The 26,661-nt window shown below is 40.2% G+C and carries 37 protein-coding genes; 3 read left to right on the forward strand and 34 right to left on the reverse strand.

Annotated features, from left to right (window positions below; translation table 11 throughout):
- Positions 1–153: 153 nt before the first annotated feature.
- The 34 genes from eno to rpsL all read right to left on the reverse strand — a co-directional run bounded on the left by eno (position 154) and on the right by rpsL (position 20,115).
- Entirely contained in the window at positions 154–1,440 is a 1,287-nt protein-coding gene (eno, locus tag QRD02_RS07775; RefSeq protein WP_290254376.1) for a phosphopyruvate hydratase, read from the reverse strand.
- An 82-nt stretch (positions 1,441–1,522) separates the two neighbouring features.
- Positions 1,523–2,644, reverse strand: coding sequence for a glutamine-hydrolyzing carbamoyl-phosphate synthase small subunit (gene carA, locus QRD02_RS07780; RefSeq protein ID WP_290254377.1), 1,122 nt, complete (start codon positions 2,642–2,644; stop codon positions 1,523–1,525).
- 140 nt (positions 2,645–2,784) lie between these two features.
- Positions 2,785–3,294 (reverse strand): 50S ribosomal protein L17, encoded by a 510-nt coding sequence (gene rplQ / locus QRD02_RS07785; RefSeq protein WP_290254378.1) that lies wholly within the window; start codon positions 3,292–3,294, stop codon positions 2,785–2,787.
- Between the two features lie 65 nt (positions 3,295–3,359).
- Positions 3,360–4,352: a DNA-directed RNA polymerase subunit alpha gene (locus QRD02_RS07790; RefSeq protein WP_290254379.1), complete on the reverse strand. Its 993-nt coding sequence runs from the start codon at positions 4,350–4,352 to the stop codon at positions 3,360–3,362.
- A gap of 95 nt (positions 4,353–4,447) precedes the next feature.
- The gene (gene rpsD, locus QRD02_RS07795) at positions 4,448–5,053 is read right to left on the reverse strand and encodes a 30S ribosomal protein S4 (protein ID WP_290254380.1); all 606 of its coding nucleotides are present in this window, start codon (positions 5,051–5,053) and stop codon (positions 4,448–4,450) included.
- Between the two features lie 90 nt (positions 5,054–5,143).
- The gene (gene rpsK, locus QRD02_RS07800; RefSeq protein ID WP_290254381.1) at positions 5,144–5,545 is read right to left on the reverse strand and encodes a 30S ribosomal protein S11; all 402 of its coding nucleotides are present in this window, start codon (positions 5,543–5,545) and stop codon (positions 5,144–5,146) included.
- 11 nt (positions 5,546–5,556) lie between these two features.
- Complete coding sequence (rpsM, locus tag QRD02_RS07805; RefSeq protein WP_014782657.1) at positions 5,557–5,931, reverse strand: 30S ribosomal protein S13; 375 nt, start codon at positions 5,929–5,931, stop codon at positions 5,557–5,559.
- Between the two features lie 3 nt (positions 5,932–5,934).
- Positions 5,935–6,051, reverse strand: coding sequence for a type B 50S ribosomal protein L36 (gene ykgO, locus QRD02_RS07810; protein WP_009779203.1), 117 nt, complete (start codon positions 6,049–6,051; stop codon positions 5,935–5,937).
- 44 nt (positions 6,052–6,095) lie between these two features.
- On the reverse strand, positions 6,096–6,311 hold the full coding sequence (gene infA / locus QRD02_RS07815; protein WP_111844210.1) for a translation initiation factor IF-1: 216 nt from the start codon (positions 6,309–6,311) through the stop codon (positions 6,096–6,098).
- 2 nt (positions 6,312–6,313) lie between these two features.
- The gene (secY, locus tag QRD02_RS07820) at positions 6,314–7,657 is read right to left on the reverse strand and encodes a preprotein translocase subunit SecY (protein WP_290254382.1); all 1,344 of its coding nucleotides are present in this window, start codon (positions 7,655–7,657) and stop codon (positions 6,314–6,316) included.
- Between the two features lie 12 nt (positions 7,658–7,669).
- Complete coding sequence (rplO, locus tag QRD02_RS07825; RefSeq protein ID WP_290254383.1) at positions 7,670–8,122, reverse strand: 50S ribosomal protein L15; 453 nt, start codon at positions 8,120–8,122, stop codon at positions 7,670–7,672.
- A 12-nt stretch (positions 8,123–8,134) separates the two neighbouring features.
- Complete coding sequence (rpmD, locus tag QRD02_RS07830) at positions 8,135–8,314, reverse strand: 50S ribosomal protein L30 (protein ID WP_290254384.1); 180 nt, start codon at positions 8,312–8,314, stop codon at positions 8,135–8,137.
- A gap of 11 nt (positions 8,315–8,325) precedes the next feature.
- On the reverse strand, positions 8,326–8,850 hold the full coding sequence (gene rpsE, locus QRD02_RS07835; protein WP_290254385.1) for a 30S ribosomal protein S5: 525 nt from the start codon (positions 8,848–8,850) through the stop codon (positions 8,326–8,328).
- Positions 8,851–8,858: 8 nt separating this feature from the next.
- Positions 8,859–9,215, reverse strand: coding sequence for a 50S ribosomal protein L18 (gene rplR / locus QRD02_RS07840; protein WP_111813973.1), 357 nt, complete (start codon positions 9,213–9,215; stop codon positions 8,859–8,861).
- Between the two features lie 11 nt (positions 9,216–9,226).
- Positions 9,227–9,772, reverse strand: coding sequence for a 50S ribosomal protein L6 (gene rplF, locus QRD02_RS07845; RefSeq protein WP_290254386.1), 546 nt, complete (start codon positions 9,770–9,772; stop codon positions 9,227–9,229).
- A gap of 15 nt (positions 9,773–9,787) precedes the next feature.
- The gene (gene rpsH / locus QRD02_RS07850; protein ID WP_290254387.1) at positions 9,788–10,189 is read right to left on the reverse strand and encodes a 30S ribosomal protein S8; all 402 of its coding nucleotides are present in this window, start codon (positions 10,187–10,189) and stop codon (positions 9,788–9,790) included.
- 86 nt (positions 10,190–10,275) lie between these two features.
- Complete coding sequence (rpsN, locus tag QRD02_RS07855) at positions 10,276–10,545, reverse strand: 30S ribosomal protein S14 (RefSeq protein ID WP_290254388.1); 270 nt, start codon at positions 10,543–10,545, stop codon at positions 10,276–10,278.
- Positions 10,546–10,548: 3 nt separating this feature from the next.
- On the reverse strand, positions 10,549–11,100 hold the full coding sequence (rplE, locus tag QRD02_RS07860; protein WP_111813961.1) for a 50S ribosomal protein L5: 552 nt from the start codon (positions 11,098–11,100) through the stop codon (positions 10,549–10,551).
- A gap of 2 nt (positions 11,101–11,102) precedes the next feature.
- A complete protein-coding gene (gene rplX / locus QRD02_RS07865) occupies positions 11,103–11,417 on the reverse strand; it encodes a 50S ribosomal protein L24 (protein ID WP_068763215.1) in 315 nt (104 codons plus the stop codon).
- Positions 11,418–11,430: 13 nt separating this feature from the next.
- Positions 11,431–11,799, reverse strand: coding sequence for a 50S ribosomal protein L14 (gene rplN, locus QRD02_RS07870; RefSeq protein ID WP_290254389.1), 369 nt, complete (start codon positions 11,797–11,799; stop codon positions 11,431–11,433).
- Positions 11,800–11,801: 2 nt separating this feature from the next.
- Positions 11,802–12,065: a 30S ribosomal protein S17 gene (rpsQ, locus tag QRD02_RS07875; RefSeq protein ID WP_068763097.1), complete on the reverse strand. Its 264-nt coding sequence runs from the start codon at positions 12,063–12,065 to the stop codon at positions 11,802–11,804.
- A gap of 15 nt (positions 12,066–12,080) precedes the next feature.
- Positions 12,081–12,272: a 50S ribosomal protein L29 gene (rpmC, locus tag QRD02_RS07880; RefSeq protein WP_045079245.1), complete on the reverse strand. Its 192-nt coding sequence runs from the start codon at positions 12,270–12,272 to the stop codon at positions 12,081–12,083.
- An 11-nt stretch (positions 12,273–12,283) separates the two neighbouring features.
- Positions 12,284–12,703 (reverse strand): 50S ribosomal protein L16, encoded by a 420-nt coding sequence (rplP, locus tag QRD02_RS07885; protein ID WP_290254390.1) that lies wholly within the window; start codon positions 12,701–12,703, stop codon positions 12,284–12,286.
- 18 nt (positions 12,704–12,721) lie between these two features.
- Positions 12,722–13,456: a 30S ribosomal protein S3 gene (gene rpsC, locus QRD02_RS07890; protein WP_290254391.1), complete on the reverse strand. Its 735-nt coding sequence runs from the start codon at positions 13,454–13,456 to the stop codon at positions 12,722–12,724.
- A 4-nt stretch (positions 13,457–13,460) separates the two neighbouring features.
- Complete coding sequence (rplV, locus tag QRD02_RS07895) at positions 13,461–13,871, reverse strand: 50S ribosomal protein L22 (RefSeq protein ID WP_290254392.1); 411 nt, start codon at positions 13,869–13,871, stop codon at positions 13,461–13,463.
- A gap of 6 nt (positions 13,872–13,877) precedes the next feature.
- Positions 13,878–14,156 (reverse strand): 30S ribosomal protein S19, encoded by a 279-nt coding sequence (gene rpsS / locus QRD02_RS07900; RefSeq protein ID WP_045079241.1) that lies wholly within the window; start codon positions 14,154–14,156, stop codon positions 13,878–13,880.
- A 3-nt stretch (positions 14,157–14,159) separates the two neighbouring features.
- A complete protein-coding gene (gene rplB / locus QRD02_RS07905; RefSeq protein ID WP_290254393.1) occupies positions 14,160–14,984 on the reverse strand; it encodes a 50S ribosomal protein L2 in 825 nt (274 codons plus the stop codon).
- 26 nt (positions 14,985–15,010) lie between these two features.
- Positions 15,011–15,301, reverse strand: coding sequence for a 50S ribosomal protein L23 (rplW, locus tag QRD02_RS07910; RefSeq protein ID WP_290254394.1), 291 nt, complete (start codon positions 15,299–15,301; stop codon positions 15,011–15,013).
- A gap of 7 nt (positions 15,302–15,308) precedes the next feature.
- A complete protein-coding gene (rplD, locus tag QRD02_RS07915) occupies positions 15,309–15,938 on the reverse strand; it encodes a 50S ribosomal protein L4 (RefSeq protein WP_290254395.1) in 630 nt (209 codons plus the stop codon).
- Positions 15,938–16,549: a 50S ribosomal protein L3 gene (rplC, locus tag QRD02_RS07920; protein WP_290254396.1), complete on the reverse strand. Its 612-nt coding sequence runs from the start codon at positions 16,547–16,549 to the stop codon at positions 15,938–15,940. The genes rplD and rplC overlap by 1 nt, the downstream gene beginning before the upstream one ends.
- A gap of 200 nt (positions 16,550–16,749) precedes the next feature.
- Positions 16,750–17,055 (reverse strand): 30S ribosomal protein S10, encoded by a 306-nt coding sequence (gene rpsJ, locus QRD02_RS07925; protein ID WP_010181931.1) that lies wholly within the window; start codon positions 17,053–17,055, stop codon positions 16,750–16,752.
- An 11-nt stretch (positions 17,056–17,066) separates the two neighbouring features.
- A complete protein-coding gene (gene fusA, locus QRD02_RS07930) occupies positions 17,067–19,199 on the reverse strand; it encodes an elongation factor G (protein WP_290254397.1) in 2,133 nt (710 codons plus the stop codon).
- A 3-nt stretch (positions 19,200–19,202) separates the two neighbouring features.
- Entirely contained in the window at positions 19,203–19,679 is a 477-nt protein-coding gene (rpsG, locus tag QRD02_RS07935; protein ID WP_290254398.1) for a 30S ribosomal protein S7, read from the reverse strand.
- A gap of 61 nt (positions 19,680–19,740) precedes the next feature.
- Positions 19,741–20,115, reverse strand: a complete 375-nt coding sequence (gene rpsL / locus QRD02_RS07940; protein ID WP_014782632.1) for a 30S ribosomal protein S12 — start codon at positions 20,113–20,115, stop codon at positions 19,741–19,743.
- Positions 20,116–20,302: 187 nt separating this feature from the next.
- On the opposite strand from rpsL, the gene QRD02_RS07945 reads away from it, so the two are divergent.
- The 3 genes from QRD02_RS07945 (at position 20,303) to QRD02_RS07955 (ending at position 26,642) form a co-directional block, all read left to right on the forward strand.
- On the forward strand, positions 20,303–22,000 hold the full coding sequence (locus QRD02_RS07945; protein WP_290254399.1) for a POTRA domain-containing protein: 1,698 nt from the start codon (positions 20,303–20,305) through the stop codon (positions 21,998–22,000).
- A 120-nt stretch (positions 22,001–22,120) separates the two neighbouring features.
- Positions 22,121–25,189, forward strand: coding sequence for a SusC/RagA family TonB-linked outer membrane protein (locus tag QRD02_RS07950; protein ID WP_290254400.1), 3,069 nt, complete (start codon positions 22,121–22,123; stop codon positions 25,187–25,189).
- The gene (locus QRD02_RS07955) at positions 25,122–26,642 is read left to right on the forward strand and encodes a RagB/SusD family nutrient uptake outer membrane protein (protein WP_290254401.1); all 1,521 of its coding nucleotides are present in this window, start codon (positions 25,122–25,124) and stop codon (positions 26,640–26,642) included. The genes QRD02_RS07950 and QRD02_RS07955 overlap by 68 nt, the downstream gene beginning before the upstream one ends.
- Positions 26,643–26,661: the final 19 nt, after the last annotated feature.

The following is a 26,661-nucleotide window of genomic DNA, read 5'->3' on the forward strand; positions in this document are numbered from 1 at the left end:
TTCAGAAATGCTAATTTACAAAATCTCGCGCTAATTTTTTAACATTCCTGAATATTCTTAGGTTAAAAAAACCTTAATTGATAGGTAATACAGTGTAATTTTCAAGCATAAAAAAACCCCGCTCTAAGCAGGGTTTGTGAATAATATATATAGTTAAATTTTAAATGCCCTTCGTTGCGGAAAATAGGCTACCTCGCCCAATTCTTCTTCAATCCGAAGCAGTTGGTTGTATTTTGCCATTCGGTCGCTACGGGAAACTGAACCCGTTTTTATTTGTCCACAATTCAACGCCACTGCCAAATCTGCAATGGTATTATCTTCGGTCTCCCCGCTTCTATGGCTCATTACCGAAGTATAGCCCGCATTGTGCGCCATATTTACGGCAGCAATTGTTTCAGTTAAAGTTCCAATTTGATTTACTTTTATAAGAATTGAATTTGCTATTTTTTCCGAAATACCTTTTGAAAGTCGTTCCACATTTGTAACGAACAAATCATCGCCAACCAATTGCACTTTATCACCAACTTTTTCTGTTAAATATTTCCAGCCTTCCCAATCGTTTTCATCCATTCCATCCTCAATTGAAATGATTGGGTATTTTTTGCACAATTCAGCTAAATAATCTGCCTGTTCCTTTGAAGTGCGTACTTTTCCTTTTTCGCCTTCAAACTTGGTGTAATCGTATTTCTTTTTAATATAAAATTCCGCGGCAGCGCAATCTAAGGCAATCATTACGTCATCGCCCAATTTGTAGCCAGCTTTTTTAGTTGCTTTTGCAATAGTATCCAATGCATCCTCAGTTCCTTCCAACGTGGGAGCAAACCCACCTTCGTCGCCTACTGCAGTACTCAAACCTCTATCGTGAAGTACTTTTTTAAGGTTGTGAAAAATCTCAGAACCCATTTGCATGGCGTGCGTAAAACTTTTAGCCTTTACGGGAATCACCATAAATTCCTGAAATGCGATTGGCGCATCGCTGTGCGAACCACCGTTGATAATATTCATCATCGGCACGGGAAGTGTTTTTGCGCTTACCCCGCCAACGTAACGATATAATGGCATTCCCAATTCATTCGCGGCGGCTTTAGCAGCAGCTAATGAAACGCCCAAAATTGCATTTGCCCCAAGCTTCGATTTGTTTTTGGTACCATCCAAATCGATCATCGTTTTATCGATCAATTCCTGTTCGAAAACAGAAATCCCCAATAGGGTTCCGGCAATTTTTCCGTGAACGTTTTCAACTGCTTTCAAAACTCCCTTTCCCATATAATCCTTTCCGCCGTCTCGAAGTTCGACCGCTTCGTGCTCACCCGTTGATGCTCCCGAAGGAACCGCGGCGCGGCCCATAAAACCGTTTTCGGTAATTACGTCAACTTCAATAGTTGGATTTCCTCTTGAATCAAAAATTTGTCGGGCTTTGATGTCGATTATGATACTCATTGGTGAAAGTTAATAGTTATTGGTTAATAAGTTATTTGAAAAGCCCTCAAAGATTTTTGAAAACCTTTAAGGGCTATAAATTTTATGCAGTTTGCAATTTATGTTTTTCAATACTTTCGATAAACTGATCAAAAAGATATGATGCATCGTGTGGTCCGGGACTCGCTTCGGGATGGTACTGTACAGAAAACGCTGGTTTGTTTTTCATTCTTATTCCACTTGCGGTGTGATCGTTCAAATGCATATGTGTGATCTCAATATCGGGATGCGCTTCGGCCTGTTCACGATTTATAGCGAATCCGTGATTTTGTGAAGTAATTTCACCCTTACCTGTAACCAAATTCATAATTGGATGATTTATACCCCGGTGACCGTGGTGCATTTTATAAGTAGAAATTCCGTTTGCTAAAGCCAAAATTTGATGGCCCAAACAAATTCCAAACATTGGCACTTCCTTTTCCAAAATTTCCTTTACTACTTGAATTGCGTTGCTTAAGGGCTCGGGATCGCCGGGACCATTTGAAATGAAAAAACCGTCCGGACCGAAAGCTTCCATTTCTGAAAAAGTAGCATCGTACGGAAATACTTTTATGTAGCAATCGCGCTCTGAAAGCCTGCGTAAAATGTTTTTCTTTATTCCCAAATCCAAAGCCGAGATTTTGTATTTGGCATTTTCATTTCCGAAGAAATAGGGTTCTTTTGTGGAAACTTTTGATGCGAGCTCCAAACCATGCATATCCGGTACTTCGGCCAATTGCTTTTTCAAACCTTCAATATTATCAACTTCCGTGGAAATAACGGCGTTCATCGCACCATTGTCGCGGATATAACTTACCAATGCGCGGGTGTCAACATCGCTTATTGCGAGCAGATTGTTTTTGTTTAAGAAATTTTCAAGGGAATCATCCGCAGCTTCGCGTGAATAATGATAGCTGAAATTGCGCACCACCAAACCTGCAATTTTTATTCCTTCAGATTCCACTTCGTCTTTATTGACACCGTAATTCCCAATGTGGGCATTGGTGGCGACCATTATCTGTCCAAAATAGGAAGGGTCCGTAAAAATTTCTTGGTAACCGGTCATACCCGTGTTGAAACAAACTTCGCCAAAGGCAGAACCTTCTTTGTTTCCAACCGCTTTTCCATAGAAAATGGTGCCGTCTGCCAATAAAATGAGTGCTTTTTTTCGTGTTTGGTATTTCATTTTTAAAAGAGGTCTCGACTGCGCTCGACCAGACATAAATTTGTCGTAACAGTCAAATTATTTTTTTTGCAAAAATAGTATAAAAAAAAGGGATAAACGAAAACGCTTATCCCTTTGTTATTTAATGAATTCAAATTCATTTATTCTTCTTCTTTCTTCGCTTCTTTTTCAGCTTTTGCTGGAGCGGCTTTTGCAGCAGGTGCAGCGGCAGCAGCTTCAGTTCCGGTTCCGCTTCCACGACGGCTTCTACGAGTAGATTTCTTCTTGGTTGCTTTGCCAGCGTTGTAAAGTTCGTTGAAATCTACAAGCTCAATCATTGCCATATCAGCATTATCACCTAAACGATTACCCAATTTAATAATACGGGTGTAACCTCCCGGACGGTCACCAACTTTTGGCGCAACAGTTCTGAAAAGTTCTGCAACTGCATCTTTTTGACGCAATTTGGCGAAAACCAGACGACGGTTGTGCGTGGTGTCTTCCTTAGATTTTGTTACCAATGGCTCCACAAATTGTTTCAACGCCTTTGCTTTTGCAACAGTAGTGTTGATCCGTTTGTGCTCAATTAAAGAGTTCGCCATATTCGCCAACATTGAATGTCTGTGGGCTGTTTTTCTTCCTAAGTGATTTATTTTTTTTCCGTGTCTCATGACATTTTTGTTTTAATCATCATCTTGCATCAACCCATTTTGGGGAGCAAAATATGACGTATTAACTAATCTTTATCTAATTTATATTTTGCAAGATCCATCCCGAAGTTTAGGCCTTTCACGTTTACAAGCTCTTCAAGCTCTGTAAGCGATTTTTTACCGAAGTTGCGGAATTTCATCAAGTCATTTTTGTTGAAAGAAACAAGATCTCCCAATGTATCAACTTCTGCAGCTTTCAAACAGTTTAGCGCACGAACCGAAAGGTCCATATCTACCAATTTTGTTTTAAGCAACTGACGCATGTGAAGGGATTCTTCATCATAGGTTTCAGTCTGTGCAATTTCATCTGCCTCCAAGGTAATGCGCTCATCGCTGAACAACATAAAGTGGTGGATCAATGTTTTTGCAGCTTCGGTCAATGCATCTTTTGGGTGAATAGATCCGTCTGTTACGATTTCGAAAACCAATTTTTCGTAATCGGTTTTTTGCTCTACACGGAAGTTTTCAATACTGTACTTCACATTTTTTATTGGAGTGTAGATAGAATCCGTAAAGATGGTTCCCAAAGGAGCGTTCGCTTTTTTGTTCTCTTCAGCAGGAACATAACCGCGACCTTTTTCAATGGTAATTTCAAAATTAAGGTTCACTTTTGGGTCCATATTGCAAAGAACCAATTCTGGGTTCAATACTTGGAAACCTGAAATGAATTTTTGGAAATCCCCAGCAGTTAGCTGATCTTTTCCAGAAACTGAAATAGTAACGGTTTCATTATCTATCTCGTCAATCTGTCTTTTGAAACGAACTTGTTTCAGGTTCAAAATAATTTCGGTAACATCTTCCACTACGCCCGCGATGGTTGAAAATTCGTGATCCACGCCCTCGATGCGAACCGAAGTGATGGCGAATCCTTCCAAAGAGGAAAGTAATACGCGTCTTAATGCGTTACCAACGGTAAGTCCGTAACCGGGTTCCAAAGGGCGAAATTCAAATTTCCCCTCGAAATCGGTGGAATTTACCATTATAACTTTATCAGGCTTCTGAAAACTAAATACTGCCATTTTTTTTCTTCGTTTTAATTGTTATTTAGTTGCGCGGTTTAAAAGTTTGAAGAATACTATAAACCCTTTGGCTAAATACCAATATGATTATTTTATTATTTAGAATATAATTCGACGATCAACTGCTCGTTGATGTTTTCTGGGATTTGAAGACGCTCTGGAATAGAAACGAAAGTTCCTTCCTTTTTATCGCCGTTCCAAGTGATCCACTCGTAAACATGATTAGCATTTGCCAACGAATCGTTGATTGCGCCAAGAGATTTTGATTTCTCTCTAACGGCCACAACATCGCCAGGTTTCAATTGGTACGATGGAATGTTTACTTTTTCACCATTAACGGTGATATGACGGTGTGAAACCAATTGTCTGGCACCGGAGCGACTTGGGGAAATTCCCATTCTGTACACTACGTTATCCAAACGCGACTCACACATTTGAAGCAATACAGTACCTGTAATTCCAGGAGCTGCGGTAGCTTTTTTAAACATATTTCTGAACTGACGCTCCAAAATACCATAAGTATATTTTGTTTTTTGCTTCTCCATCAACTGGATAGCGTATTCAGATTTTTTACCACGGCGACGTGCGTTACCGTGTTGCCCTGGAGGGTAGTTTCTTTTTTCGAAAGACTTATCGTCTCCGAAGATAGCTTCCCCGAATTTACGGGCGATTTTAGTTTTTGGACCAGTATATCTTGCCATTGCTTGTTTAAGGTTATGAAGGAAAACTAAATTAAGGTCTTACGTTAATCCTTTAGTTTTTGATTCCTTCAGATTGATATTTATAATTAATTAAACTCTTCTTCTTTTAGGAGGACGGCATCCGTTGTGTGGCATTGGGGTAACGTCGATGATTTCGGTTACTTCAATTCCTGCATTGTGGATGGAACGTATTGCAGATTCTCTACCGTTTCCTGGCCCTTTTACGTATACTTTTACCTTACGTAAACCGGCGTCGTGTGCAACTTTTGCGCAATCTTCCGATGCTAACTGAGCTGCATAGGGAGTGTTTTTCTTTGATCCGCGGAAGCCCATTTTACCGGCTGAGGACCAAGAGATAACATCTCCGTTCTTATTGGTCAACGAAACGATAATGTTGTTGAAGGAAGCATTGATGTGCGCCTCTCCGGTTGATTCAACATTAACCTTACGTTTCTTAACTGTTTTCGTAGTTTTTTGAGCTGTCTTTGCCATAACTCTAGGTTTTATTTAGTTGCTTTTTTCTTGTTAGCAACAGTTTTACGTTTTCCTTTTCTAGTACGAGAGTTATTCTTAGTACGCTGTCCTCTTAAAGGAAGACCCGATCTGTGACGAATACCTCTGTAACAACCAATATCCATTAAGCGTTTTATGCTTAATTGAACTTCACTACGTAATTCACCTTCGATTTTGAAAGATCCAACAGCATCACGAATAGCACCGATTTCATCATCGTTCCATTCGCTTACTTTTTTGTCTTCGTTAACCTCGGCTTTTTTCAGTATATCCTGGGCACGGCTCTTACCGATTCCGAAGATATACGTTAACGCGATTACACCCCTTTTGTGCTTCGGGATATCTACACCTGCGATTCTTGCCATAACTTATCCTTGTCTTTGTTTGAACTTTGGGTTCTTTTTGTTAATTACATATAATCTGCCTTTTCTGCGAACAATCTTGCAGTCGGCACTTCTTTTCTTTACGGATGCTCTAACTTTCATCTCTTTTCGTTTTTATTGTTCAATGAACCGTGAGGTCCGTTGTATTAATATCTGTATGTTATTCTTGCCTTACTTAAATCGTAAGGGCTCATTTCCAGTTTCACTTTATCCCCTGGCAACAATTTAATATAGTGCATTCGCATTTTACCGGAAATGTGTGCGGTTACTACGTGACCGTTTTCCAATTCAACACGGAACATTGCGTTTGATAGTGCTTCCACTATACTGCCATCTTGTTCTATTGCGCTTTGTTTTGCCATAATTATGCTACTGCCTTTCTATTTTTTCCGCTTTTCATTAAGCCATCATAATGACGGTTCAATAAATACGAGTTTACTTGTTGCATTGTATCAATAGCCACACCCACCATAATTAATAGTGAAGTACCTCCGTAGAACAATGCCCAACCTTGCTGAATACCCAAAAGCTTCACCGCAAATGCCGGCGCAATGGCGATAAGTGCTAAAAAGATAGATCCGGGTAAAGTTATTTGCGACATAATTCTATCCAAATATTCTGCAGTTTGCGTTCCGGGTTTAATACCTGGAATGAAACCTCCACTACGTTTAAGATCGTCCGCCATTTTATTGGTGGGAACGGTGATAGCCGTATAGAAATAGGTGAATATAATAATCAATATTGCAAAAACAACATTGTACCACAATCCAAAAATATCGCTAAATGTAGCTTGAATACTCTGGGAGAAATCACTATCTGAAAGACTTGCAACAGCTGAAGGCACAAACATAATTGCCTGGGCAAAGATGATTGGCATTACCCCTGAAGCGTTCAACTTTAAAGGAATGAACTGGCGTGCGCCGAAAATATTCTTTTCATAACCACCGCTAGCAGTTCTTCGGGCATATTGCACAGGTATCTTTCGCACTGCCATAACCAACATAATAGAAAGGAGGATAATTACAAACCAAATTACCAATTCAATAAGTATCATAATCAACCCACCGTTTGACTCTATTACCCTTGAAACAAATTCCTGGGCGAAGGACTGTGGCAAATTGGCAATAATACCAACCATAATAAGTATCGAGATACCGTTACCAATACCTTTATCGGTTATTTTTTCACCCAACCACATTGCAAAAATTGTTCCCGTAACTAAAATTATTACTGAAGAAACGTAGAACATAACGCTTTGCCCCATTATGAACGCCTCTGCCGGAACGCCCATTGCTGGAAGACCTGCAAGATAACTCGGTGCTTGTACCAAACAGATACCAATGGTTAACCAACGAGTAATCTGATTAATTTTTTTACGTCCGCTTTCCCCTTCTTTCTGTAACTTCTGAAGATAAGGAACAGCAATCTGCATCAATTGAACTACAATGGAAGCAGAGATGTAAGGCATAATTCCCAATGCAAAAACAGAAGCGTTGGCAAAAGCCCCTCCTGTAAATGCGTTAAGCAAGCCACCAATTCCGCCAGAATTAAATTGTCCTGAGAATTTGGCCAACATATCAGCATCAATCCCTGGAAGTACAACTTGGGCGCCAAAACGGTATACCAAAAGCATTCCAAGAGTAAGCAGGATACGGTTACGCAGCTCCTCTATTTTCCAAACATTTTTTAAGGTATCGATAAATTTCATCCTTAGCTGTTGTTACAATGTTACTACTTCACCTCCGGCAGCTTCAATAGCTTCCTTTGCCGAGGCAGTGAACTTGTGTGCAGATACCTTTATTTTTGCTTTAATTTCGCCTCTTCCTAAAATCTTCACCATTTCGTTTTTACCAGCAAGACCCAAACCTACTAGGGTTTCGAAGTCAACGGTATCATTTATCTTTTTGTCGTCAACCAACTGTTGAAGGGTATCAATGTTGATTCCTTTGTACTCTTTACGGTTGATATTTGTAAAACCAAACTTAGGAACACGACGTTGTAGGGGCATTTGACCACCTTCAAATCCAACTTTCTTGGAATAACCTGAACGTGATTTTGCTCCTTTGTGTCCACGGGTGGCAGTACCACCTTTACCGGAACCTTGTCCGCGACCTACTCGCTTGCCTTGATTTTTTACCGACCCTGGAGCCGGTTGTAAGTTACTTAAATCCATTATCGTGTTTTCTTAGTTGGTTTCAACAGAAACCAAGTGATTAACTTTATTGATCATACCAAGAATGTTTGGCGTATCTTCATGTTCAACCGTTTGGTTCATCTTGTGAAGACCCAAAGATTCCATGATTCTCTTTTGGTTTTTTGGACGTTTTATAACGCTCTTTACCTTTGTTACTCTAATTTTTGCCATCGCTCTGATATTTATCCTTTGAATACTTTTTCAAGTGAAATTCCTCTTTGGTCAGCTACAGTTTGTGCACTTCGCAATTGCAAAAGCGCATCAAAAGTTGCTTTTACCACGTTGTGTGGGTTAGAAGATCCTTGAGATTTTGACAATACATCGTGAACACCCACTGCTTCCAATACAGCACGTACGGCACCACCGGCAATTACCCCGGTACCAGGCGCAGCTGGAAGAAGGTTTACACGGGCTCCGCCGTATTTTCCTTTTTGTTCGTGAGGAAGGGTCACTTTGTTAAGAGGGATACGAACTAGATTTTTCTTAGCATCCTCAATAGCTTTTGCAATTGCGCTAGCTACATCTTTGGATTTTCCAAGACCTTGTCCAACCACTCCTTTTTCGTCACCAACAACTACAATAGCTGAAAATCCGAAGGCACGACCACCTTTGGTCACCTTGGTTACACGTTGTACACCTACCAAACGGTCTTTTAATTCAAGACCTCCTGGTTTTACTAATTCTACGTTTTTATAATCTTGATACATAATTTGACTTAGAATTTAAGGCCACCTTCGCGTGCACCTTCAGCTAATGATTTTACTCTTCCGTGGTAAAGGTAACCGCCTCTGTCAAAAGCAATGGCTTCTACGCCTGCTTTTACAGCTTTTTCTGCGATTGCTTTTCCAACCAATTTTGCAGCTTCAACTTTGTTTACTTTTGAAGCGTCAATATCTTTATCTCTTGAAGATGCGGCGGTAATGGTCTTTCCATTTACATCGTCAATAATTTGAGCGTATATTTCTTTGTTGCTGCGGAATACAGCCAAACGTGGGCGACTTTCAGTCCCCTCAACCGTTTTTCTGATTCGCATGCGCAAGCGCTCTCTTCTTTCGTACTTTGATAATGCCATAACTCTATTTGTTATGCAGATTTACCTGCTTTTCTTCTTAATTGTTCCCCAACAAACTTGATACCTTTTCCTTTGTAAGGCTCTGGCTTGCGGAAGCCACGGATTTTCGCCGCTACTTGCCCAACCAATTGTTTGTCGTGAGAGGTTAACTTCACGATTGGGTTTTTACCTTTATCAGATACGGTTTCCACTTTTACCTCTGGAGCAATGTCCAGAACGATGTTGTGCGAAAATCCTAAGGCCAAATCCAATTTTTGCCCTTGGTTGCTGGCGCGGTAACCCACACCCACCAATTCCAAATTCTTTGTCCAGCCATTGCTTACTCCTTCAATCATATTGTTGATTAAGGATCTGTAAAGACCGTGCTTTGCAGTGTGGTCTTTTGAATCTGATGGACGTTCTACCAAAACGTTTCCGTCCTCTACTTTCACGGTTAAATCAGTATCAAATTCCTGAGTTAACTCGCCTAATTTTCCTTTTACGGTAATTACGTTGTCTTTTACATCAACTGTAACTCCTTGTGGGATTGCTACCGGGTTTTTACCTATTCTTGACATTTCTTTGTCTATTTTTTAGTAAACGTAACACAATACTTCGCCACCAACATTTTGAGCCTTGGCTTGCTTGCCAGTCATTACTCCTGAAGAAGTAGAAACAATAGCAATACCCAAACCGTTCAAAATACGAGGAAGTTCTGTTGAACTTGCGTATTTACGTAAACCTGGTTTACTGATTCTTTGAATTTTTCTAATTACCGATTCTTTGGTAATCTTGTCATATTTCAATGCAATTTTGATGACACCTTGTGCGGTGCTTTCATCATCAAATTTGTAGCTTAAAATGTAACCTTGGTCAAAAAGGATTTTTGTAATCTCCTTTTTTAGATTTGAAGCTGGAATCTCTACAACGCGATGTCCGGCTTTCGCAGCATTTCTAACTCGCGTTAGATAATCTGAAATTGGATCTGTAATCATTTATTTGAATTTGCGGAAGCGGTTTTTGGACTATTCCAAACCTTCAACCAGTTTATACTTTTTCCTGTGAACAGTAAAACCTGTTCTTACCAAGATGCTTTGCGCACTCCTGGAATTAACCCTGAATTTGCCATTTCACGGAACATTACACGTGAAATTCCAAAAGTTCGCATATACCCTCTTGGTCTGCCGGTAAGTTTGCAACGGTTGTGCAAACGTACTGGGGAGGCATTTTTAGGTAGTTTTTGCAAGCCTTCCCAATCGCCGGCTTCCTTCAAAGCTTTGCGCTTGGCGGCATATTTTGCTACCATTTTTTGTCTCTTAACCTCGCGGGCCTTCATTGATTCTTTAGCCATCTCTTAGTTCTTTTTAAAGGGTAATCCCAATTCCTGTAATAATGATTTCGCTTCTTTATCGGTAGCTGCGGAAGTGATGAAAGTAATGTTCATCCCTTCAATTTTCTTCACTTTATCGATATCGATTTCTGGGAAGATAATTTGCTCAGTGATTCCTAAAGAGTAATTTCCTCTTCCGTCAAAACCCGTAGCTTTAATTCCGTTAAAGTCACGTACCCGTGGCAAAGCTGAAGTAACCAACCTGTCCAAAAATTCATACATACGCTCTCCACGCAAGGTAACTTTCACACCAATTGGCATGCCCTTACGAAGTTTGAAGTTTGCAACGTCTTTTTTAGAGTTGGTTGAAACCGCTTTTTGCCCGGTTATCTTTGTAAACTCATCAACCGAATAGTCAATAAGTTTTTTGTCAGCCACTGCTGCGCCCACGCCGCGGGAAACAACAATACGCTCCAATTTTGGTACCTGCATAACGTTTTTGTAACCAAACTCGTCAGTAAGTGAATTGATCACTCTGCTTTTGTACTCTTCTTTAAGTCTTGGTGAATATGCCATAACTATATTGCTTGATTCGATTGTTTTGAAAACCGTACTTTCTTACCATTTTCGGTTTTGTACCCAACACGTGTAGCTTTTCCAGATTTTGGATCAACTAATGAAAGGTTAGAAATATGGATAGGAGCTTCTTTTTTTGCGATGCCACCTTGAGGGTTTTTCGCGCTTGGCTTCTCATGTTTTGAAACCATGTTTACTCCTTCTACGATTGCTTTGTTTTTGTCAAGGAATATCTTCATTACTTTACCTTCAGAACCTTTGTGGTCTCCGGCAGTAACTACTACTGTATCGCCTGATTTTATTTTAAGCTTTGTCATCTTAGTTTTCATATTAAAGCACCTCTGGTGCCAATGATACTATTTTCATAAATTGCTTGTCGCGAAGCTCTCTTGCTACCGGTCCGAAAACACGTGTTCCTCTCATCTCGCCTTGGGCGTTCAAAAGTACACAAGCGTTATCGTCAAAACGGATGTAAGAACCGTCAGGTCTTCTAATTTCCTTAGCAACACGTACAACTACGGCTGTAGAAACTGCTCCTTTCTTAATGTTTCCATTTGGTGTTGCTTCCTTTACGGAAACTACAATCTTATCACCAATAGAAGCATACCTTCTTTTTGTTCCGCCCAATACACGAATGGTAAGTACTTCCTTAGCACCGGTATTATCTGCGACTTTGAGTCTTGATTCTTGTTGTAACATAATTACTTCGCTCTTTCAATTATTTCTACTAATCTCCAACATTTGGTTTTGCTTAAAGGACGTGTTTCCATGATCCTTACTGTATCGCCTTCGTTGCAGTTGTTTGTCTCGTCGTGCGCAACGTACTTTTTAGTTTTCGTTACGAACTTTCCGTACATAGGGTGCTTTACTTTTTTCACCTCTGCAACTACGATGGACTTGTCCATTTTGTTGCTGGTTACTACACCTATACGTTCTTTTCTTAAGTTTCTTTTAATTTCTTCCATCTTTCAGCTGTACAATTATTGCACTTCTCTATTAGTTAGTTCCGTCGCTATTCTTGCTATCACCCTTCTTTGGGATCTTAGTTGAATTGGATTCTCCAACGGGGAAATGGTGTGAGCCATTTTAAGGTCTGTATAGGCCTTTCTTGATTCAGCGTATGCTTCCTGAAGTTCTGCCGTTGATGCTTTTTTAATTTCTGATTGTTTCATCGTTCAAAAAATTATGCTTGGAAATCCCGAGACATTACAAATTTAGTTTTAACCGGAAGCTTTTGGGCGGCAAGGCGCAATGCTTCTTTCGCTGTTTCAACTGGAACTCCGGACACTTCGAAAAGCATTCTTCCTGGCTTTACCACAGCTGCGTAATATTCCACGGCACCTTTACCTTTACCCATACGTACTTCAAGAGGTTTTTTGGTGATTGGTTTATCTGGAAATATCATAATCCAGATAGAACCTTCTCTTTTCATAAAACGGGTAGCGGCAATACGAGCGGCCTCAATCTGTCTTGCTGTAAGAAATTCAGATTCCATCGATTTTATACCGAAGGTTCCGTATGCTAGCTGGTTGCCACGTTCGGCATTGCCCTTCATACGGCCTTTCATTTGTTTGCGGTACTTTGTTCTTTTAGGTTGTAACATTTTCTTTTATTTAAAAAATTACTTTCTGCGACGTGCTTTGTTGCCACCGCGTCCTGCTGGAGCTCCTTTTCCGCCGCCAGTTTTGGTTTTGCCAGTGGCCAGACCAACTAGTGGAGAAAGTTCTCTCTTTCCATATACTTCGCCTTTCATAATCCATACTTTAACACCCAATCTACCATAGGTAGTGTGTGCCTCAACTAAAGCGTAGTCAATATCGGCTCTAAAAGTTGATAACGGGATACGACCTTCTTTGTACGATTCTGAACGTGCCATTTCAGCGCCGTTCAAACGTCCTGAGATTTGAACCTTAATACCTTCCGCGTTCATTCGCATAGTTGCCGCGATAGCCATTTTAATGGCACGACGGTAAGAAATACGGCTTTCAATCTGGCGGGCAATACTTCCTGCCACCAAAAATGCGTCAAGCTCAGGTCTTTTGATCTCGTGAATGTTGATCTGTACCTCTTTATCTGTAATTTTTTTAAGCTCTTCTTTTAGCTTGTCTACTTCCTGGCCACCTTTACCGATAATGATACCGGGACGGGCAGTGGTTATAGTAACGGTTACAAGCTTAAGCGTACGCTCAATAATTACTCTACTCACACTAGCTTTACTTAAACGTGCGTGAACATATTTTCTAATCTTGTCGTCTTCGGCAAGTTTATCGCCGTAGTCGTTGCCTCCGTACCAGTTGGATTCCCAACCTCTGATGATACCTAAGCGATTCCCGATTGGATTTGTCTTCTGTCCCATTTAATTAATTGCTTTGTGTGTTATCGTTTGCTGCCAAAACCAGTGTTACGTGGTTGGAGCGTTTTCTAATTCGGTGTGCACGGCCTTGTGGGGCTGGACGAAGTCTTTTCAACATTGTTCCACCATCCACACGGATTTCCTTAACGAAAAGATCTGCATCTTCTACTGAAGCATCTTCGTTTTTTTGTTGCCAGTTGTTGATGGCAGACAAAAGTAGTTTCTCCAATTTGCGTGAAGATTCTTTTGAACTGAACTTCAAAATGTTAAGTGCCTTGTCTATTTTCTCACCACGCACCAAGTCTGCCATTAAACGCATTTTTCTTGGTGAAGTGGGGCAATTATTCAATTTAGCCATGTAGATTGTCTTCTTGGCTTCCTTGATTGCTTCTGCTCTTTCTCTTTTACGAACTCCCATGGCCTATTATTTTTTACCTTTGTTTTTAGCACCTGAGTGACCACGGAATGATCTTGTAGGTGAAAATTCTCCTAGTTTATGCCCAACCATGTTTTCTGTTACATACACAGGAACAAATTGGCGCCCGTTGTGCACAGCGATGGTTTGACCAACAAAATCTGGGGTAATCATAGAAGCACGTGACCAAGTTTTGATTACGGTTTTCTTATTATCCTCAACGTTTTGTTGAACTTTTTTATCTAATTTGTAATGAACGAACGGTCCTTTTTTTAACGATCTTGCCATAACTTATTTCTTTCTTCGTTCTAAGATATATTTATTACTTGCTTTCGTTTTAGAACGGGTTCTGTAACCTTTTGCAGGGATACCTTTTCTAGAACGTGGATGACCTCCGGAAGCGCGGCCCTCACCACCACCCATCGGGTGATCTACAGGGTTCATCACTACTGGTCTTGTACGTGGTCTTCTACCCAACCATCTGCTTCTACCGGCTTTACCAGAAACCAATAATTGGTGGTCACTGTTTGAAACGGCACCAACGGTAGCCATACAGTTTACCAAAATCAATCGGGTTTCACCTGAAGGAAGTTTAACGGTAGCATATTTTCCATCACGAGCCATCAACTGTGCGAAAGCACCAGCGCTACGCGCCATAATGGCTCCTTGACCGGGACGAAGCTCGATGCAGGAAATAATAGTACCTAATGGAATAGCTGAAAGTGGCATTGCATTTCCAATCTCGGGAGCTACTGCTTCACCTGAAAGGATATTTTGCCCAACTTGTAGTCCGTTTTGTGCAATTACATATCGCTTTTCACCATCTTGATAGTTCAAAAGTGCGATAAATGCAGTACGGTTTGGATCGTATTGAATACTGGCAACTGTAGCAGGAACTCCCGCTTTGTCGCGTTTAAAATCGATAATTCGATATTTCTTTTTATGACCACCACCTATGTAGCGCATGGTCATTTTTCCTTGACTGTTTCTACCACCAGATCTCTTATTCGGAGCAAGTAAAGACTTCTCCGGCTTATCGGTTGTAATGGCGTCAAAACCATTTACAACCCTAAAACGCTGACCTGGGGTGATTGGTTTTAATTTTCTTACTGACATTTGTGTCTAATTAAATCTAAGAATTCTTAGATGTTGTTGTAAAAATCTATTGTATCACCTTCCGCCACCTGTACGATTGCTTTTTTATAAGCGTTCGTTTTACCAGTTTGGACACCTGTTTTTGTATAACGGGTCTTCCTATCAGGGCGGACATTCATTGTGCGAACTTTTTCAACAGAAACTCCGTAAGCAGCTTCCACCGCTTTCTTGATTTCTACCTTATTCGCCTTTGGGTTCACTACAAAGCCAAAAACGTTTTTGTCTTCAGCATCTTTGGTAGCTTTTTCCGTAATTATAGGTTTAATTAAGATGTTCATCTTGCTTCTATTTACTTAAGTTTGTTTCAATTCCTTCCAAAGAACCTTCAAATAGCACTACACTATTTGCATTCATAATTTTGTAAGTACTTAATTGTGAGTTAGTTATAACTTCAGTACCTTTCAAATTGCGAGAGGACAAATATACATTATTATTTAAGTCTCCCAACACAAACAAAGATTTTTTGTCGTTAAGCCCTAAACTGTTCAAAACCGCTGTAAAATTCTTGGTTTTTGGAGCGTCAAAATTTAGGTCTTCCATTACAAAAATAGCTTTGTCATTCGCCTTCATCGTTAGGGCAGATTTACGTGCCAAACGCTTCAGGTTTTTGTTCAATTTGAAGGAGTAGTTACGCGGACGAGGTCCAAACATTCTACCACCACCTTTAAATACACCAGACTTAATGCTACCCGCACGGGCAGTACCAGTTCCTTTTTGTTTCTTTATTTTTCTGGTAGAACCAGCAATCTCTGCACGTTCCTTTGCTTTGTGAGTACCTTGACGTTGATTGGCAAGGTATTGTTTCACATCAAGATAAACCGCGTGGTTGTTAGGCTCTATTCCGAACACATCTGCAGAAAGTTCAACTTTCCGGCCTGTGTCTTTTCCGTTTATGTCTAATACAGCTACCTTCATTATTTCTCGATCATTACATAAGCGTTTTTATGGCCAGGAACTGCTCCCTTTACCACAAGTAGATTCTTTTCAGGAACTACTTTTAAAACCCTTAAATTTTCAACTTTTACTCTTTCGTTGCCCATTTGGCCCGCCATACGCATTCCCTTGAATACTCTCGCAGGATATGATGCAGCTCCAATAGAACCTGGTGCACGCAAACGGTTGTGCTGACCGTGTGTGGCTTGCCCAACACCGCCAAAACCGTGACGCTTTACAACCCCTTGGAAACCTTTACCTTTTGATGTACCCGCGATATCCACGAATTCACCTTCGATAAAATGCTCCACAGTAATTGTGTCACCTAATTTGTAATTTTCTTCAAATCCCTTGAATTCGGCGACTTTGCGTTTTGCAACGGTTCCTGCTTTTTTGGCGTGCCCTTCGGCAGCTTTAGTTACAGTCTTCTTGTCATCGAAACCAAGTTGAAGAGCTTCGTACCCGTCAACCTCTTTGGTTCTGACTTGGGTAACAACACAGGGTCCTGCTTCAATAACGGTACACGGAATGTTCTTTCCGTTCTCGTCAAAGATGCTGGTCATCCCTATCTTTCTTCCAATTAACCCAGACATATTTAATTATTTATTGATTATTAATATTTATTTGAATTGCGATAAATCGCGATATTCATTTCAAAAGAAACGGGATCAAAATAAATTCGATCCCGAATATTACTTTGTTTTCCGTTTTTCCCTTGCTTACAAGCTCAGGACATTTTATCAAGGAACATTCCGTTCCTAATCATGAGATTTCCGCCTTCGCGGAAATTACACTATACTTTAATCTCTACTTCAACCCCACTCGGAAGCTCCAATTTCATTAGAGCATCAATCGTTTTTGAAGAAGAACTGTAGATATCCAAAAGTCTTTTGTAAGAACTTAGTTGGAATTGCTCTCTACTCTTCTTGTTTACGTGCGGAGAACGCAAAACTGTAAAGATTTTTTTATGTGTTGGCAAAGGAATTGGGCCAGTTACTACAGCACCAGTACTCTTTACGGTCTTAACGATTTTTTCAGCAGATTTGTCCACCAAATTGTGATCGTAAGATTTTAGTTTTATTCTAATTTTTTGACTCATTGCTGAAATTATTATACGTTAGCGGTTCCTCTTGCTGCTGCTATTACACTTTCTGAAATATTAGAAGGTGTTTCAGCATAATGTGAAAATTCCATAGTTGAAGTTGCACGGCCGGAAGACAATGTTCTCAATGTGGTTACATAACCAAACATTTCAGAAAGTGGCACTTCGCCTTTTATTACTTTCGCGCCAGCGCGGTCACCCATATTATTAATGGTTCCACGACGGCGGTTAAGATCCCCAACAATATCACCCATATTCTCCTCAGGCGTAATTACCTCAAGTTTCATAATAGGCTCAAGAATTACGGCACCTGCTTTTTTGGCAACTTCTTTGAAACCAATTTTTGCAGCCAATTCAAAAGACAGGGCATCAGAATCCACCGGGTGGAAAGATCCGTCCTTTAAAGTAACCTTCATACTGTCAACCTCGAAACCTGCAAGTGGGCCATTGACCATTGCTTGTTTGAAACCTTTTTCAACAGCTGGAATAAATTCCTTTGGAACGTTTCCACCTTTTACGGCGTTTACGAATTCCAAACCAACTTTTCCTTCCTCAGCCGGCTCAAGGGTGAAAACGATATCAGCAAATTTACCACGACCACCCGATTGTTTTTTGTAAACTTCTCTGTGATCGGCAACTTTTGTGATAGCCTCTTTATACTCAACCTGTGGCTGACCTTGGTTTACTTCAACTTTGAATTCGCGACGCAAACGGTCAACGATAATATCTAAGTGAAGTTCGCCCATTCCAGAAATAATAGTTTGTCCAGACGCTTCATCTGTACGCACTTGGAATGTTGGATCCTCTTCGGCAAGTTTTGACAAAGCCATACCTAATTTATCAACATCAACCTTAGTTTTAGGCTCCACTGCGATACCAATTACTGGATCGGGGAAATTCATACTTTCTAAAACGATTGGGTGTTTTTCATCGGACATGGTATCACCAGTCTTTATATCTTTAAAGCCAACTGCCGCTCCAATATCTCCAGCCTCAATATATTCGATTGCATTTTGTTTGTTGGAATGCATTTGGTAAATACGTGAAATACGTTCTTTTTTACCTGAACGGTTGTTCAATATATATGAACCTGCATCCAAGTGACCGGAATATACACGGAAGAATGCCAAACGACCTACGAAAGGATCTGTTGCAATCTTAAACGCCAATGCGGCAAAAGGAGCACTTACATCGGGTTTGCGAATTTCTTCTTTTTCAGTTTCTGGGTTAATCCCAACGATACCTTCTTTGTCGGTCGGGGCAGGCAAATAACGGCATACAGCATCCAATAGGAACTGAACACCTTTATTCTTGAATGAAGAGCCACACACCATTGGAATGATGGACATATCCATTACTGCCGCACGAAGCGCAGCGTGGATTTCGTCTTCCGTGATGGATTCCTCGTCTTCCATATATTTTTCGAGCAGGTTTTCATCGTAGGCAGCAACCTCTTCAATAAGTTTTCCACGAAGAACTTTTGCTTCAGCTTTCAAATCTTCTGGAATTTCAATTACATCGAAAGTAGCTCCAAATGAATCATCGTGAAAAATCACGGCTCTGTTTTTAACCAAATCAACAATTCCCTTAAAATCCGCTTCGTCACCAATGTTCAAAACAATTGGCACTGCATTGGATCCTAACATATCCTTCACTTGCTGGCAAACTGCCATAAAGTTAGCGCCAGAACGATCCATTTTATTAACAAATCCAATACGCGGTACCTTATAATTGTCAGCCAATCTCCAGTTAGTTTCAGATTGAGGCTCCACACCATCAACCGCGCTAAAAAGGAAAACCAAACCGTCAAGAACTCTAAGCGAACGGTTCACCTCTACGGTAAAATCCACGTGGCCTGGAGTGTCTATAATGTTGAAATTGTATTCTTTTGTCTCGGGAAGCACTTCGCCGTTTTCCATTGGGAATTTCCAAGTACAGGTGGTAGCGGCTGAAGTAATGGTAATACCACGCTCCTGCTCTTGCTCCATCCAGTCCATGGTTGCAGCTCCATCGTGAACCTCGCCAAGTTTGTGGCTCACCCCTGTGTAGAAAAGGATACGCTCCGTGGTTGTAGTTTTACCCGCATCAATGTGTGCGGCAATCCCGATATTTCTTGTATATTTTAAATCTCTTTGTGCCATTGTTTAGAATCTGAAATGTGAGAATGCTTTGTTAGCTTCTGCCATTTTGTGAGTATCCATACGTTTCTTTACCGCAGCGCCTTCTTCTTTTGCAGCGGCAAGAATTTCACCCGCTAATTTTGCGGCCATGGATTTCTCGTTTCTTTTTCTTGAATAGGTAATCAACCATTTCATTGCAGTTGCAATTTTACGGTCCGGACGTATTTGCATAGGAATCTGGAAGGTTGCCCCACCAACTCTACGACTACGAACCTCTACGTGTGGCATAACATTTGAAAGTGCATCCTTCCAAAGCTCCAACGCAGTCTTTTCTTCGTCTTGTTTCTTTTCTTCTACAATGTCAATTGCATCATAGAAAACTTTGAAAGCCACACTCTTCTTTCCGTCCCACATCATGTTGTTCACAAAACGTGTAACCAACTGGTCGTTAAACCGCGGATCTGGTAAAAGTGGTCTTTTTTTGGCCTGTCTTTTTCTCATTTGTTGTTTGTTAATGGCCGAGAATCAATTTTTTCAATTTATCCCAAACCCGTTTTCATTTTTACTTCTTTGGGCGTTTTGCTCCGTACTTAGATCTACGTTGCGTGCGGCCTGCAACACCTGCGGTGTCTAAAGCTCCACGAACAATGTGATACCTAACTCCTGGCAAATCCTTTACCCTTCCACCTCTAACCAATACTATCGAGTGCTCTTGGAGATTGTGACCTTCGCCCGGGATGTATGCGTTTACTTCCTTACCGTTGGTAAGTCTTACCCTTGCAACTTTACGCATTGCAGAGTTAGGCTTCTTAGGCGTAGTAGTATATACACGCGTACAAACACCACGACGTTGTGGGCACGAATCCAAAGCAACCGATTTACTCTTCTTGGTTATTTTGGTTCTTCCTTTACGTACTAATTGTGAAATTGTTGGCATATAAAATATGTATTATTACTGTTTAAAAATAAAACACCCCTATTTTTAGGGGATGCAAATGTAGAATTTTTTTTCAACTAATCAAACCATACCAAATTAATTTTCAGCATACTTTGATTATTTTTTTGATTTAATATGAAACGCAAATTTGAAGCGTTAGTTTTACACAGTAAATTTTCGTCTTTTTTTGAAAAAAATCCTATTCACATTCTTTTACCTTAATATATATACCTGTTTTTTCTTCGGAATAAATGCACAGGAACTTACGCTTTCTATTAAAGCGGAAAAACCAATCTCACCAAGCCTTAAGGATTCGCTGAAAATTCCCAACAGTTTCATAGATTCCATTTCAGTTAAAAAAGAAACTGATACCGTTTTTATGAAATTCCAACAAATGGGATTTATTGAAAGTGAAATTTTGAATTTAAAAAAAGAAAATGACAGTAGCTATGTCGCAAATTTTTTCCTCGGAAAAAAATACAGCGAAATAACCATTTATTATTCCAAAGAAGACTTCAGCAAAAAGGAATTGCAGCGCTTTTCATCAGAAATTACCGAAAACTATTTCGTACTTCCATTTGAAACAATTCCCATTTCCTTGAAAAAACTTACCGCCGTGCGAAATCAACAGGGCAATGCCTTTGCGCGGTTGAAATTATCGGAATTCGAAAAAGATGAAAACGGCAATTTAAGCGCCACCCTAATCGTCGATAACGGAAATGTACGCACAGTGGACTCCATTGCGGTGAAGGGATATGAAAAATTCCCCCGATCCTTTCTGAAGTATTATGCCGGTGTAAAAAAAGGGGGGATTTTCAATCAAAAGAAATTGGTGGAACAGAATGAAAACTTGAACAGTCTCGGATTCGTAAATGCAATTAAAGCCCCCGAAGCACTTTTCAGAAAAGACTCCACCACAGTTTATTTTTATTTGGAAAAACATAACAACAATCTTTTTGACGGGATACTCGGGTTTGCAACCGATGAGGAAACCAAAAAACTTTCCTTCAACGGCTATTTAAATTTAGAACTGAACAACAATCTAAATTTTGGAGAGCAACTATTGATAAACTATAAGGCCGACGGTCAAGAACAGGTGAATTTTAGAACCAAGGTCACGCTGCCGTATTTGCTGAAAACACCCTTTGGCCTAAGCGGCGAGCTAAGAATTTTCAAACGCGATAGTTCCTTTATTACAACTGAACAGCAAATTAGAACCACCTATCAAATAAATCCGAAATCAACGACCTATATCGGCTACAAAGGTTATGATTCTAGCAATCTCTTAGACATAGCTGTTGCAGGAACACCTGTTGAGGATTTTAAGTCCAAATTTTTTATTGCCGGTGTGTCCTATATTAAACCCCAGAACAAAAAACTTTTTCCAATTAAAACAATGATTGGTGCAGACGCCGGGGTGGGAGTTCGCGATACTCAAGGAAATAGCGATGACCAATTGCGAATAGAAACATTCCTAAACAATATTTTTAACCTTAATTATAAAAATTCCATTTTTGTTCAAAATATCACCAGCGCACTTTTCAGCGACAGCTATTTGGTTAACGAATTATTTCGTTTTGGAGGTATTAACAGCATTAGGGGTTTCAATGAAAATAGCATTGATGCTTCACTATATTCAATAATAAACACAGAGTATCGGTATCAATTCAATGATGGGGTATACATTCATAGCATAATAGATATCGGTTATTTCGAAAACGAAACCCTAGCACTTAAACAGAAATTGTATAGTTTCGGATTCGGTATTGGGCTGAATACCAAGGGCGGACTATTCAAATTCAACGTTGCCAATGGAAACACACAGGACCAGGACTTCAGTTTTTCCAATACCAAAATTCACATAAGCGTTTCTACCAAATTTTGAGAATATCCAATCAAACGCTTTTCATAAGGTTTATAAATCGTAAAAAATGGGAGCAAATACTTGTGTAATTAACTTTTTATTATGATTTTTGCCGTTGGCTAATTCAAATAATTTATAAAAATGAGAACAAAGTTTAGTGGAATTTTAACGCTTATATTAGCGTTAGTTGTGCAGCTTACCTTCGCACAGCAAAAAACTATTACAGGTACGGTGACGGACGATACAGGTCTGCCATTGCCTGGTGCAAACGTTATTGTTAAAGGCACAAGTTCTGGAACACAATCGGATTTTGATGGAAACTTTACCATCTCCGCCAATGTGGGGCAGACTCTTGTATTTAGCTATGTAGGGTTTGTCGCCAAAGAAGTAAAAGTAGGAGCTCAAAACAGCATCGACGTTTCTTTATTACCAGATGCTGCGGCACTAGAAGAAGTTGTTGTAACTGGGTATTCTACAAGAAATCAAACGGTACAAACATCAGCTGTTGTATCCATTTCCGCTTCGGAATTATCGCAAATGGCGCCAACCACCAGTATAGACAATATGCTGCAAGGTAAGGCGGCTGGTGTGCAGGTAACTGCCGCTAACGGTAAACCGGGACAAGGAGCTTTCGTTCGTATTCGTGGAACAGGATCACTTGTTGCTGGAGCATCTTCCCCGCTTTACATCGTGGATGGCGCACCAATAAGAGAACAAGATCTTGCAAATGTTCCTAACGAAGATATTGAAAACATTACTATTCTTAAAGATGCTGCCACAACGGCGCGTTACGGTTCACGTGGTGCAAACGGCGTTGTAGTTATCACAACAAAAAATGGTAATAGAAATAAAGATGCGGTAATCCGCTACAGTACACGTTACGGTACAACCTCTAGAATAGAGCCCAACTTCACCATGATGAATGCGGAACAAAAACTTCAATACGAAGCAGAAATTTATGCTTTGGGCGGACCTGCAGGATCATTGCCTGGGGTGCAAACAACGCCTGGCTCGCCAGAACGTGCTGAACTATTGTCTAGAGAAACGGATTGGGCAGACCTTATGTTGAAGGACGGGGTGATTCAGAATAATAACGTCTCTGTATCTGGAGGTGGTGATCGTGTTGATTATTATTTCTCTGTGAGCCACGACAAGAATACTGGTATCATTGATAAAATAGACGGTTTCGAAAGATTGGGAACTCGTTTGAACGTTAATTTCGATGCAAAAGAATGGTTAACAATGGGCGTTAACGTGGGTTATTCACGTTCCACTAGTGACGAACCAAGAGATAGAAACAACACTCAGAACCCTTTCCAGGCTGTTTACGTTACCAATCAATATGAAACGGAGTTTTTGTATGATGCTGATGGCAACATACAGTTAGATGATAACGGAAATCCCGTTTACAATCCAACCCACAGAAATTTCGCCACAAGAGGTGCTTTGGAAACAGAGCCTTCAACAGATATTGACCAAGTTACCCTTGCGAGCGTTGATGCCTTGATTAAGTTCTCCAAAAATTGGAGCTATGGATTCAATACATCCGTTAACCACGGCTTAATTAGAAGAGAAAGCTATTCCAAGCCAGGAGGTATTTTGGATATCATTCTGAACAATGCGCCCGTTGGTAACAAGTTTGACGATCAACAGGACCGTTTGGATTTAACCATCAGTAATAGACTGAACTATACCTTGAATTTAAACAATCACAATCTAAATGTGTTAGGTCTGTATGAATACAACCTGAACGAATTCTACCGTACATTTGTACGTAGTACTGGATTCCCGTCCCCATTGTTAAGTACTCAAATTAGTGCTGCTGATTTGAACGACGGCTTCACCAATAGATCAAGATTAACTTTGGTATCGTACGGTGTTTTTGCTGACTATGATTATAAAGAAAAATATCTTGCCTCAGGGTCCATTCGTAGTGACGGTTCATCAAACTTTGGTGACGACTACAAATACGGAACATTCTGGAGTGCGAGTTTAGGATGGAACATTGCAAAGGAAGATTTCTTCGGAGTTGATGCAATAAACGATCTTAAATTAAGAGCTGCATACGGTTCTGTAGGTAACAGAAATGGAATACAAAGATATGATTCTCAGGCAACAAATGCATTTGGTTTTTACCCTGGTGGATCAAGCTCCTATCCTGCTACAGTGGCTAACCCTGAACTAAAGTGGGAAACTACAACCACTGCTAACGTAGGTCTTGAATTTAACCTTTTCAACAAACGCCTTAGAGGAGTTACCGATTATTTCGTAAGAAATACTACCGATCTATTATTTAATATCCCTACCGCTTGGGAAGCTGGAATTATTGACCCTACTGGAAGAAGAGGGGTTCCAGGAAACTTAGGAGAAATACAAAATAAAGGTGTTGAAATATCCTTACAAGGAGATATTATCCGCACAAGTGATTTAACTTGGACAGTTGGTGGAAATATCATTTTCTTGGATACCGAGATAATCGAATTACCGGAGGGTGAGGACATTTCTGTTCCTCTAACAAACATCTTGTTTAGAGAAGGAAGTAAGATCAATGAGCACTATTTGGTTCGTTACGTTGGAGTTGATTCCCAAACTGGAAAATCATTATTTTTAGGCGGAGATGGGAACACATATTTCGCTGAAGACCTTCCGGAAGGTGAAAACCGAGTATTGCAAGGAAAATCAACCATTGCAGATAAAGAAGGAGGATTCTTCACTAACCTAAACTACAAAGGTTTCGGTCTACGTGCTGATTTTGTTTTCAAAGCTGGAAACTGGATTAATAACTATGTACGAGCTAATGCAGAATCTGATGGTCAAGCCGTTGAAGATAATCAAGCCGTTACTGCATTTAACTATTGGCAACAGCCTGGTGATACTGACGTAATGCCAAGTCCAATATATGCAGCAGTTGATCAGGCAGTTAATTCTGATAGATTCTTGGAAAAAGGTGACTATATCCGAATGAGAAATGTTACACTTTCATACAATTTCCCTAGCAAGTATTTGGATAAAACACCTTTACAGTCTTTGAGGATTTATGCTCAGGGTCAAAATTTATTGACGTTTACTGACTTTTGGGGTGATCCAGAAGTAGGTCTAGCATCTGGAGAAACAATCAATTTTGCTGATTCAGTTGCTCCTGGTGAAGCTACTCTTTACAGTTATCCAAACGTTAAGTCATTCCAATTCGGTTTGGATGTTAGTTTCTAATTTAAAAAAAATTGATAAGATGAAAAAAATAATTTATAAAATTGCGGTTCTTACCCTTGTCATAGGAGGCTTTACCTCCTGCGATAATGAGCTGGACCAGATACCATTTGATTCTCTTGCAACTTCTCAAGCATACATTACCGCTTCGGATTTTGAGAATGCAGCCAGAGGTATTTATTCAACCTTAACAAACGCTAGTTTGTACGGCGGCAGTGATGCCGGAGGAATGCTTGATGCTCCGGACGTTTTGGCTGACAACGTAACCCTTGCCTCAAAAGGTAGAGGAAGTAGAAGAACTTTGCATAACTGGCAATATTCTGCATCTACTGAACCTATGAGTGGTCTATACGAACGTTCTTACCAAATGATTTTTAGAGCCAATACTTTGTTGGAACAAAGTGTATCCTTTGAAGGTACTAACAAGGAAAAAGTAGTTGCAGAAGCAAAAGCTTTAAGAGCCTTAGGTCATTTGAACCTTGCAACGTTCTTTGCTAAACTACCTACGCAATCTGCAGACGCAAACAGCAGCCCAGGAGTTGCTTATGTAACTACAGCTGACTTCTCAATTGAGCCAGCAAGATTATCAGTAGGCGAAACCTATGATATGATTGTACAGGATCTAAAAGACGCTTTGGTAGGTATACCTGCAACAAGTGAGCCTGGAAGATTGAATGCCGACGGTGTAAACACCTTATTGTCCAGAACCTATTTATATATGGGTCAATGGCAAAATTCTATTGACGCAGCAAATGCGGTAACAAAAGCAGTTGCTCCACGAAACACTGTAGTGGGTGTATGGGAAGATGTAACTAAGGACGGAGTTATTTTCTGGATTGATGTAGATCCTCCAGGATTGGACATTACACCTGGGGTAACTTGGAGCCAGTTCGGTGTCAATACACTAGTTCCCGAATATGTTGTTTCATATCCGCTATTCCAACTTTTCGAAGATGATGACATTAGAAAAGATGCCTATACCCTACAAGCAAGAAACGGCCCATCAAAATATAACGCAATTAAAAAGTTGTTCGCAAGAGAGGACGGGCAATTCCCAGGACGTGTGGATATAAAAATCCTTCGTGCTGCTGAATCCAAATTAAACATTGCTGAGGCTCAGTACAATCTAGGGAATGAAGCCGCTGCACTTGCTGCATTGGATGCTGTTAGATCAAAAAGATACGCAAGCCCTCCAACCGGTGAAACTGGCACAGCTTTACGTGACGCAATTCGTCTTGAAAGAAGATTGGAGTTCGCTTTTGAATCACAACGTTTCTTTGATTTAAAAAGATGGGCCCTTCCGGTTGAACGCGGAGGTTTTGGAGATTTGAACGATGGAACTGGCGTACCGTCTGAAGCACAAAATTTAGCTGTTGGTTCAAAATTTTTCCAACTGCCAATTCCGCAAACAGCAATGGATTTGAATCCAAACTTGGAACAAAATTCTGGATATTAATAATCTAAAAAGTTATCAT

The organism is Aequorivita aurantiaca (genome assembly GCF_030410135.1).
Taxonomy (GTDB): Bacteria; Bacteroidota; Bacteroidia; order Flavobacteriales; family Flavobacteriaceae; genus Aequorivita; species Aequorivita aurantiaca.

Coding starts and splice junctions, on each gene's coding strand:
- rplV (WP_290254392.1), bottom strand. CDS start 13,871: ATGGGAGTTCGTAAAAGAGAAAGAGCAGAAGCAATCAAGGAAGCCAAG.
- rpsH (WP_290254387.1), bottom strand. CDS start 10,189: ATGATTACAGATCCAATTTCAGATTATCTAACGCGAGTTAGAAATGCT.
- rpmD (WP_290254384.1), bottom strand. CDS start 8,314: ATGGCAAAAATTAGAGTAACAAAGGTAAAGAGCGTTATAAAACGTCCA.
- rpsE (WP_290254385.1), bottom strand. CDS start 8,850: ATGTATCAAGATTATAAAAACGTAGAATTAGTAAAACCAGGAGGTCTT.
- fusA (WP_290254397.1), bottom strand. CDS start 19,199: ATGGCACAAAGAGATTTAAAATATACAAGAAATATCGGGATTGCCGCA.
- rplX (WP_068763215.1), bottom strand. CDS start 11,417: ATGACAAAGCTTAAAATAAAATCAGGCGATACAGTAGTAGTTACTGCC.
- secY (WP_290254382.1), bottom strand. CDS start 7,657: ATGAAATTTATCGATACCTTAAAAAATGTTTGGAAAATAGAGGAGCTG.
- rplF (WP_290254386.1), bottom strand. CDS start 9,772: ATGTCAAGAATAGGTAAAAACCCGGTAGCAATCCCACAAGGAGTTACA.
- rplB (WP_290254393.1), bottom strand. CDS start 14,984: ATGTCAGTAAGAAAATTAAAACCAATCACCCCAGGTCAGCGTTTTAGG.
- rpsL (WP_014782632.1), bottom strand. CDS start 20,115: ATGCCAACAATTTCACAATTAGTACGTAAAGGAAGAACCAAAATAACC.
- rpsJ (WP_010181931.1), bottom strand. CDS start 17,055: ATGAGTCAAAAAATTAGAATAAAACTAAAATCTTACGATCACAATTTG.
- infA (WP_111844210.1), bottom strand. CDS start 6,311: ATGGCAAAACAAAGCGCAATAGAACAAGATGGCAGTATAGTGGAAGCA.
- rplN (WP_290254389.1), bottom strand. CDS start 11,799: ATGTTACAACAAGAATCAAGACTCAAAGTCGCAGATAATACCGGTGCT.
- rpsD (WP_290254380.1), bottom strand. CDS start 5,053: ATGGCAAGATATACTGGTCCAAAAACTAAAATCGCCCGTAAATTCGGG.
- ykgO (WP_009779203.1), bottom strand. CDS start 6,051: ATGAAAGTTAGAGCATCCGTAAAGAAAAGAAGTGCCGACTGCAAGATT.
- rplR (WP_111813973.1), bottom strand. CDS start 9,215: ATGGCATTATCAAAGTACGAAAGAAGAGAGCGCTTGCGCATGCGAATC.
- rplP (WP_290254390.1), bottom strand. CDS start 12,703: ATGTTACAACCTAAAAGAACAAAGTACCGCAAACAAATGAAAGGCCGT.
- rplC (WP_290254396.1), bottom strand. CDS start 16,549: ATGTCTGGGTTAATTGGAAGAAAGATAGGGATGACCAGCATCTTTGAC.
- rpsS (WP_045079241.1), bottom strand. CDS start 14,156: ATGGCAAGATCGTTAAAAAAAGGACCGTTCGTTCATTACAAATTAGAT.
- QRD02_RS07950 (WP_290254400.1), top strand. CDS start 22,121: ATGAGAACAAAGTTTAGTGGAATTTTAACGCTTATATTAGCGTTAGTT.
- rplO (WP_290254383.1), bottom strand. CDS start 8,122: ATGGATTTAAGTAACTTACAACCGGCTCCAGGGTCGGTAAAAAATCAA.
- rpsC (WP_290254391.1), bottom strand. CDS start 13,456: ATGGGACAGAAGACAAATCCAATCGGGAATCGCTTAGGTATCATCAGA.
- rpsG (WP_290254398.1), bottom strand. CDS start 19,679: ATGAGAAAAAGACAGGCCAAAAAAAGACCACTTTTACCAGATCCGCGG.
- rpsM (WP_014782657.1), bottom strand. CDS start 5,931: ATGGCAAGAATCGCAGGTGTAGATATCCCGAAGCACAAAAGGGGTGTA.
- rpmC (WP_045079245.1), bottom strand. CDS start 12,272: ATGAAACAATCAGAAATTAAAAAAGCATCAACGGCAGAACTTCAGGAA.
- rplW (WP_290254394.1), bottom strand. CDS start 15,301: ATGAACATCTTAATTAAACCTATAATTACGGAAAAAGCTACCAAAGAT.
- rplD (WP_290254395.1), bottom strand. CDS start 15,938: ATGAAGGTAGCTGTATTAGACATAAACGGAAAAGACACAGGCCGGAAA.
- eno (WP_290254376.1), bottom strand. CDS start 1,440: ATGAGTATCATAATCGACATCAAAGCCCGACAAATTTTTGATTCAAGA.
- rplE (WP_111813961.1), bottom strand. CDS start 11,100: ATGGCATATTCACCAAGACTTAAAGAAGAGTACAAAAGCAGAGTGATC.
- rpsN (WP_290254388.1), bottom strand. CDS start 10,545: ATGGCTAAAGAATCAATGAAGGCCCGCGAGGTTAAGAGACAAAAAATG.
- rpsQ (WP_068763097.1), bottom strand. CDS start 12,065: ATGGAAGAAATTAAAAGAAACTTAAGAAAAGAACGTATAGGTGTAGTA.
- rplQ (WP_290254378.1), bottom strand. CDS start 3,294: ATGAGACACGGAAAAAAAATAAATCACTTAGGAAGAAAAACAGCCCAC.
- carA (WP_290254377.1), bottom strand. CDS start 2,644: ATGAAATACCAAACACGAAAAAAAGCACTCATTTTATTGGCAGACGGC.
- QRD02_RS07790 (WP_290254379.1), bottom strand. CDS start 4,352: ATGGCAGTATTTAGTTTTCAGAAGCCTGATAAAGTTATAATGGTAAAT.
- rpsK (WP_290254381.1), bottom strand. CDS start 5,545: ATGGCAAAGACAGCTCAAAAAACTACGAAAACAGTTAAGAAACGTAAG.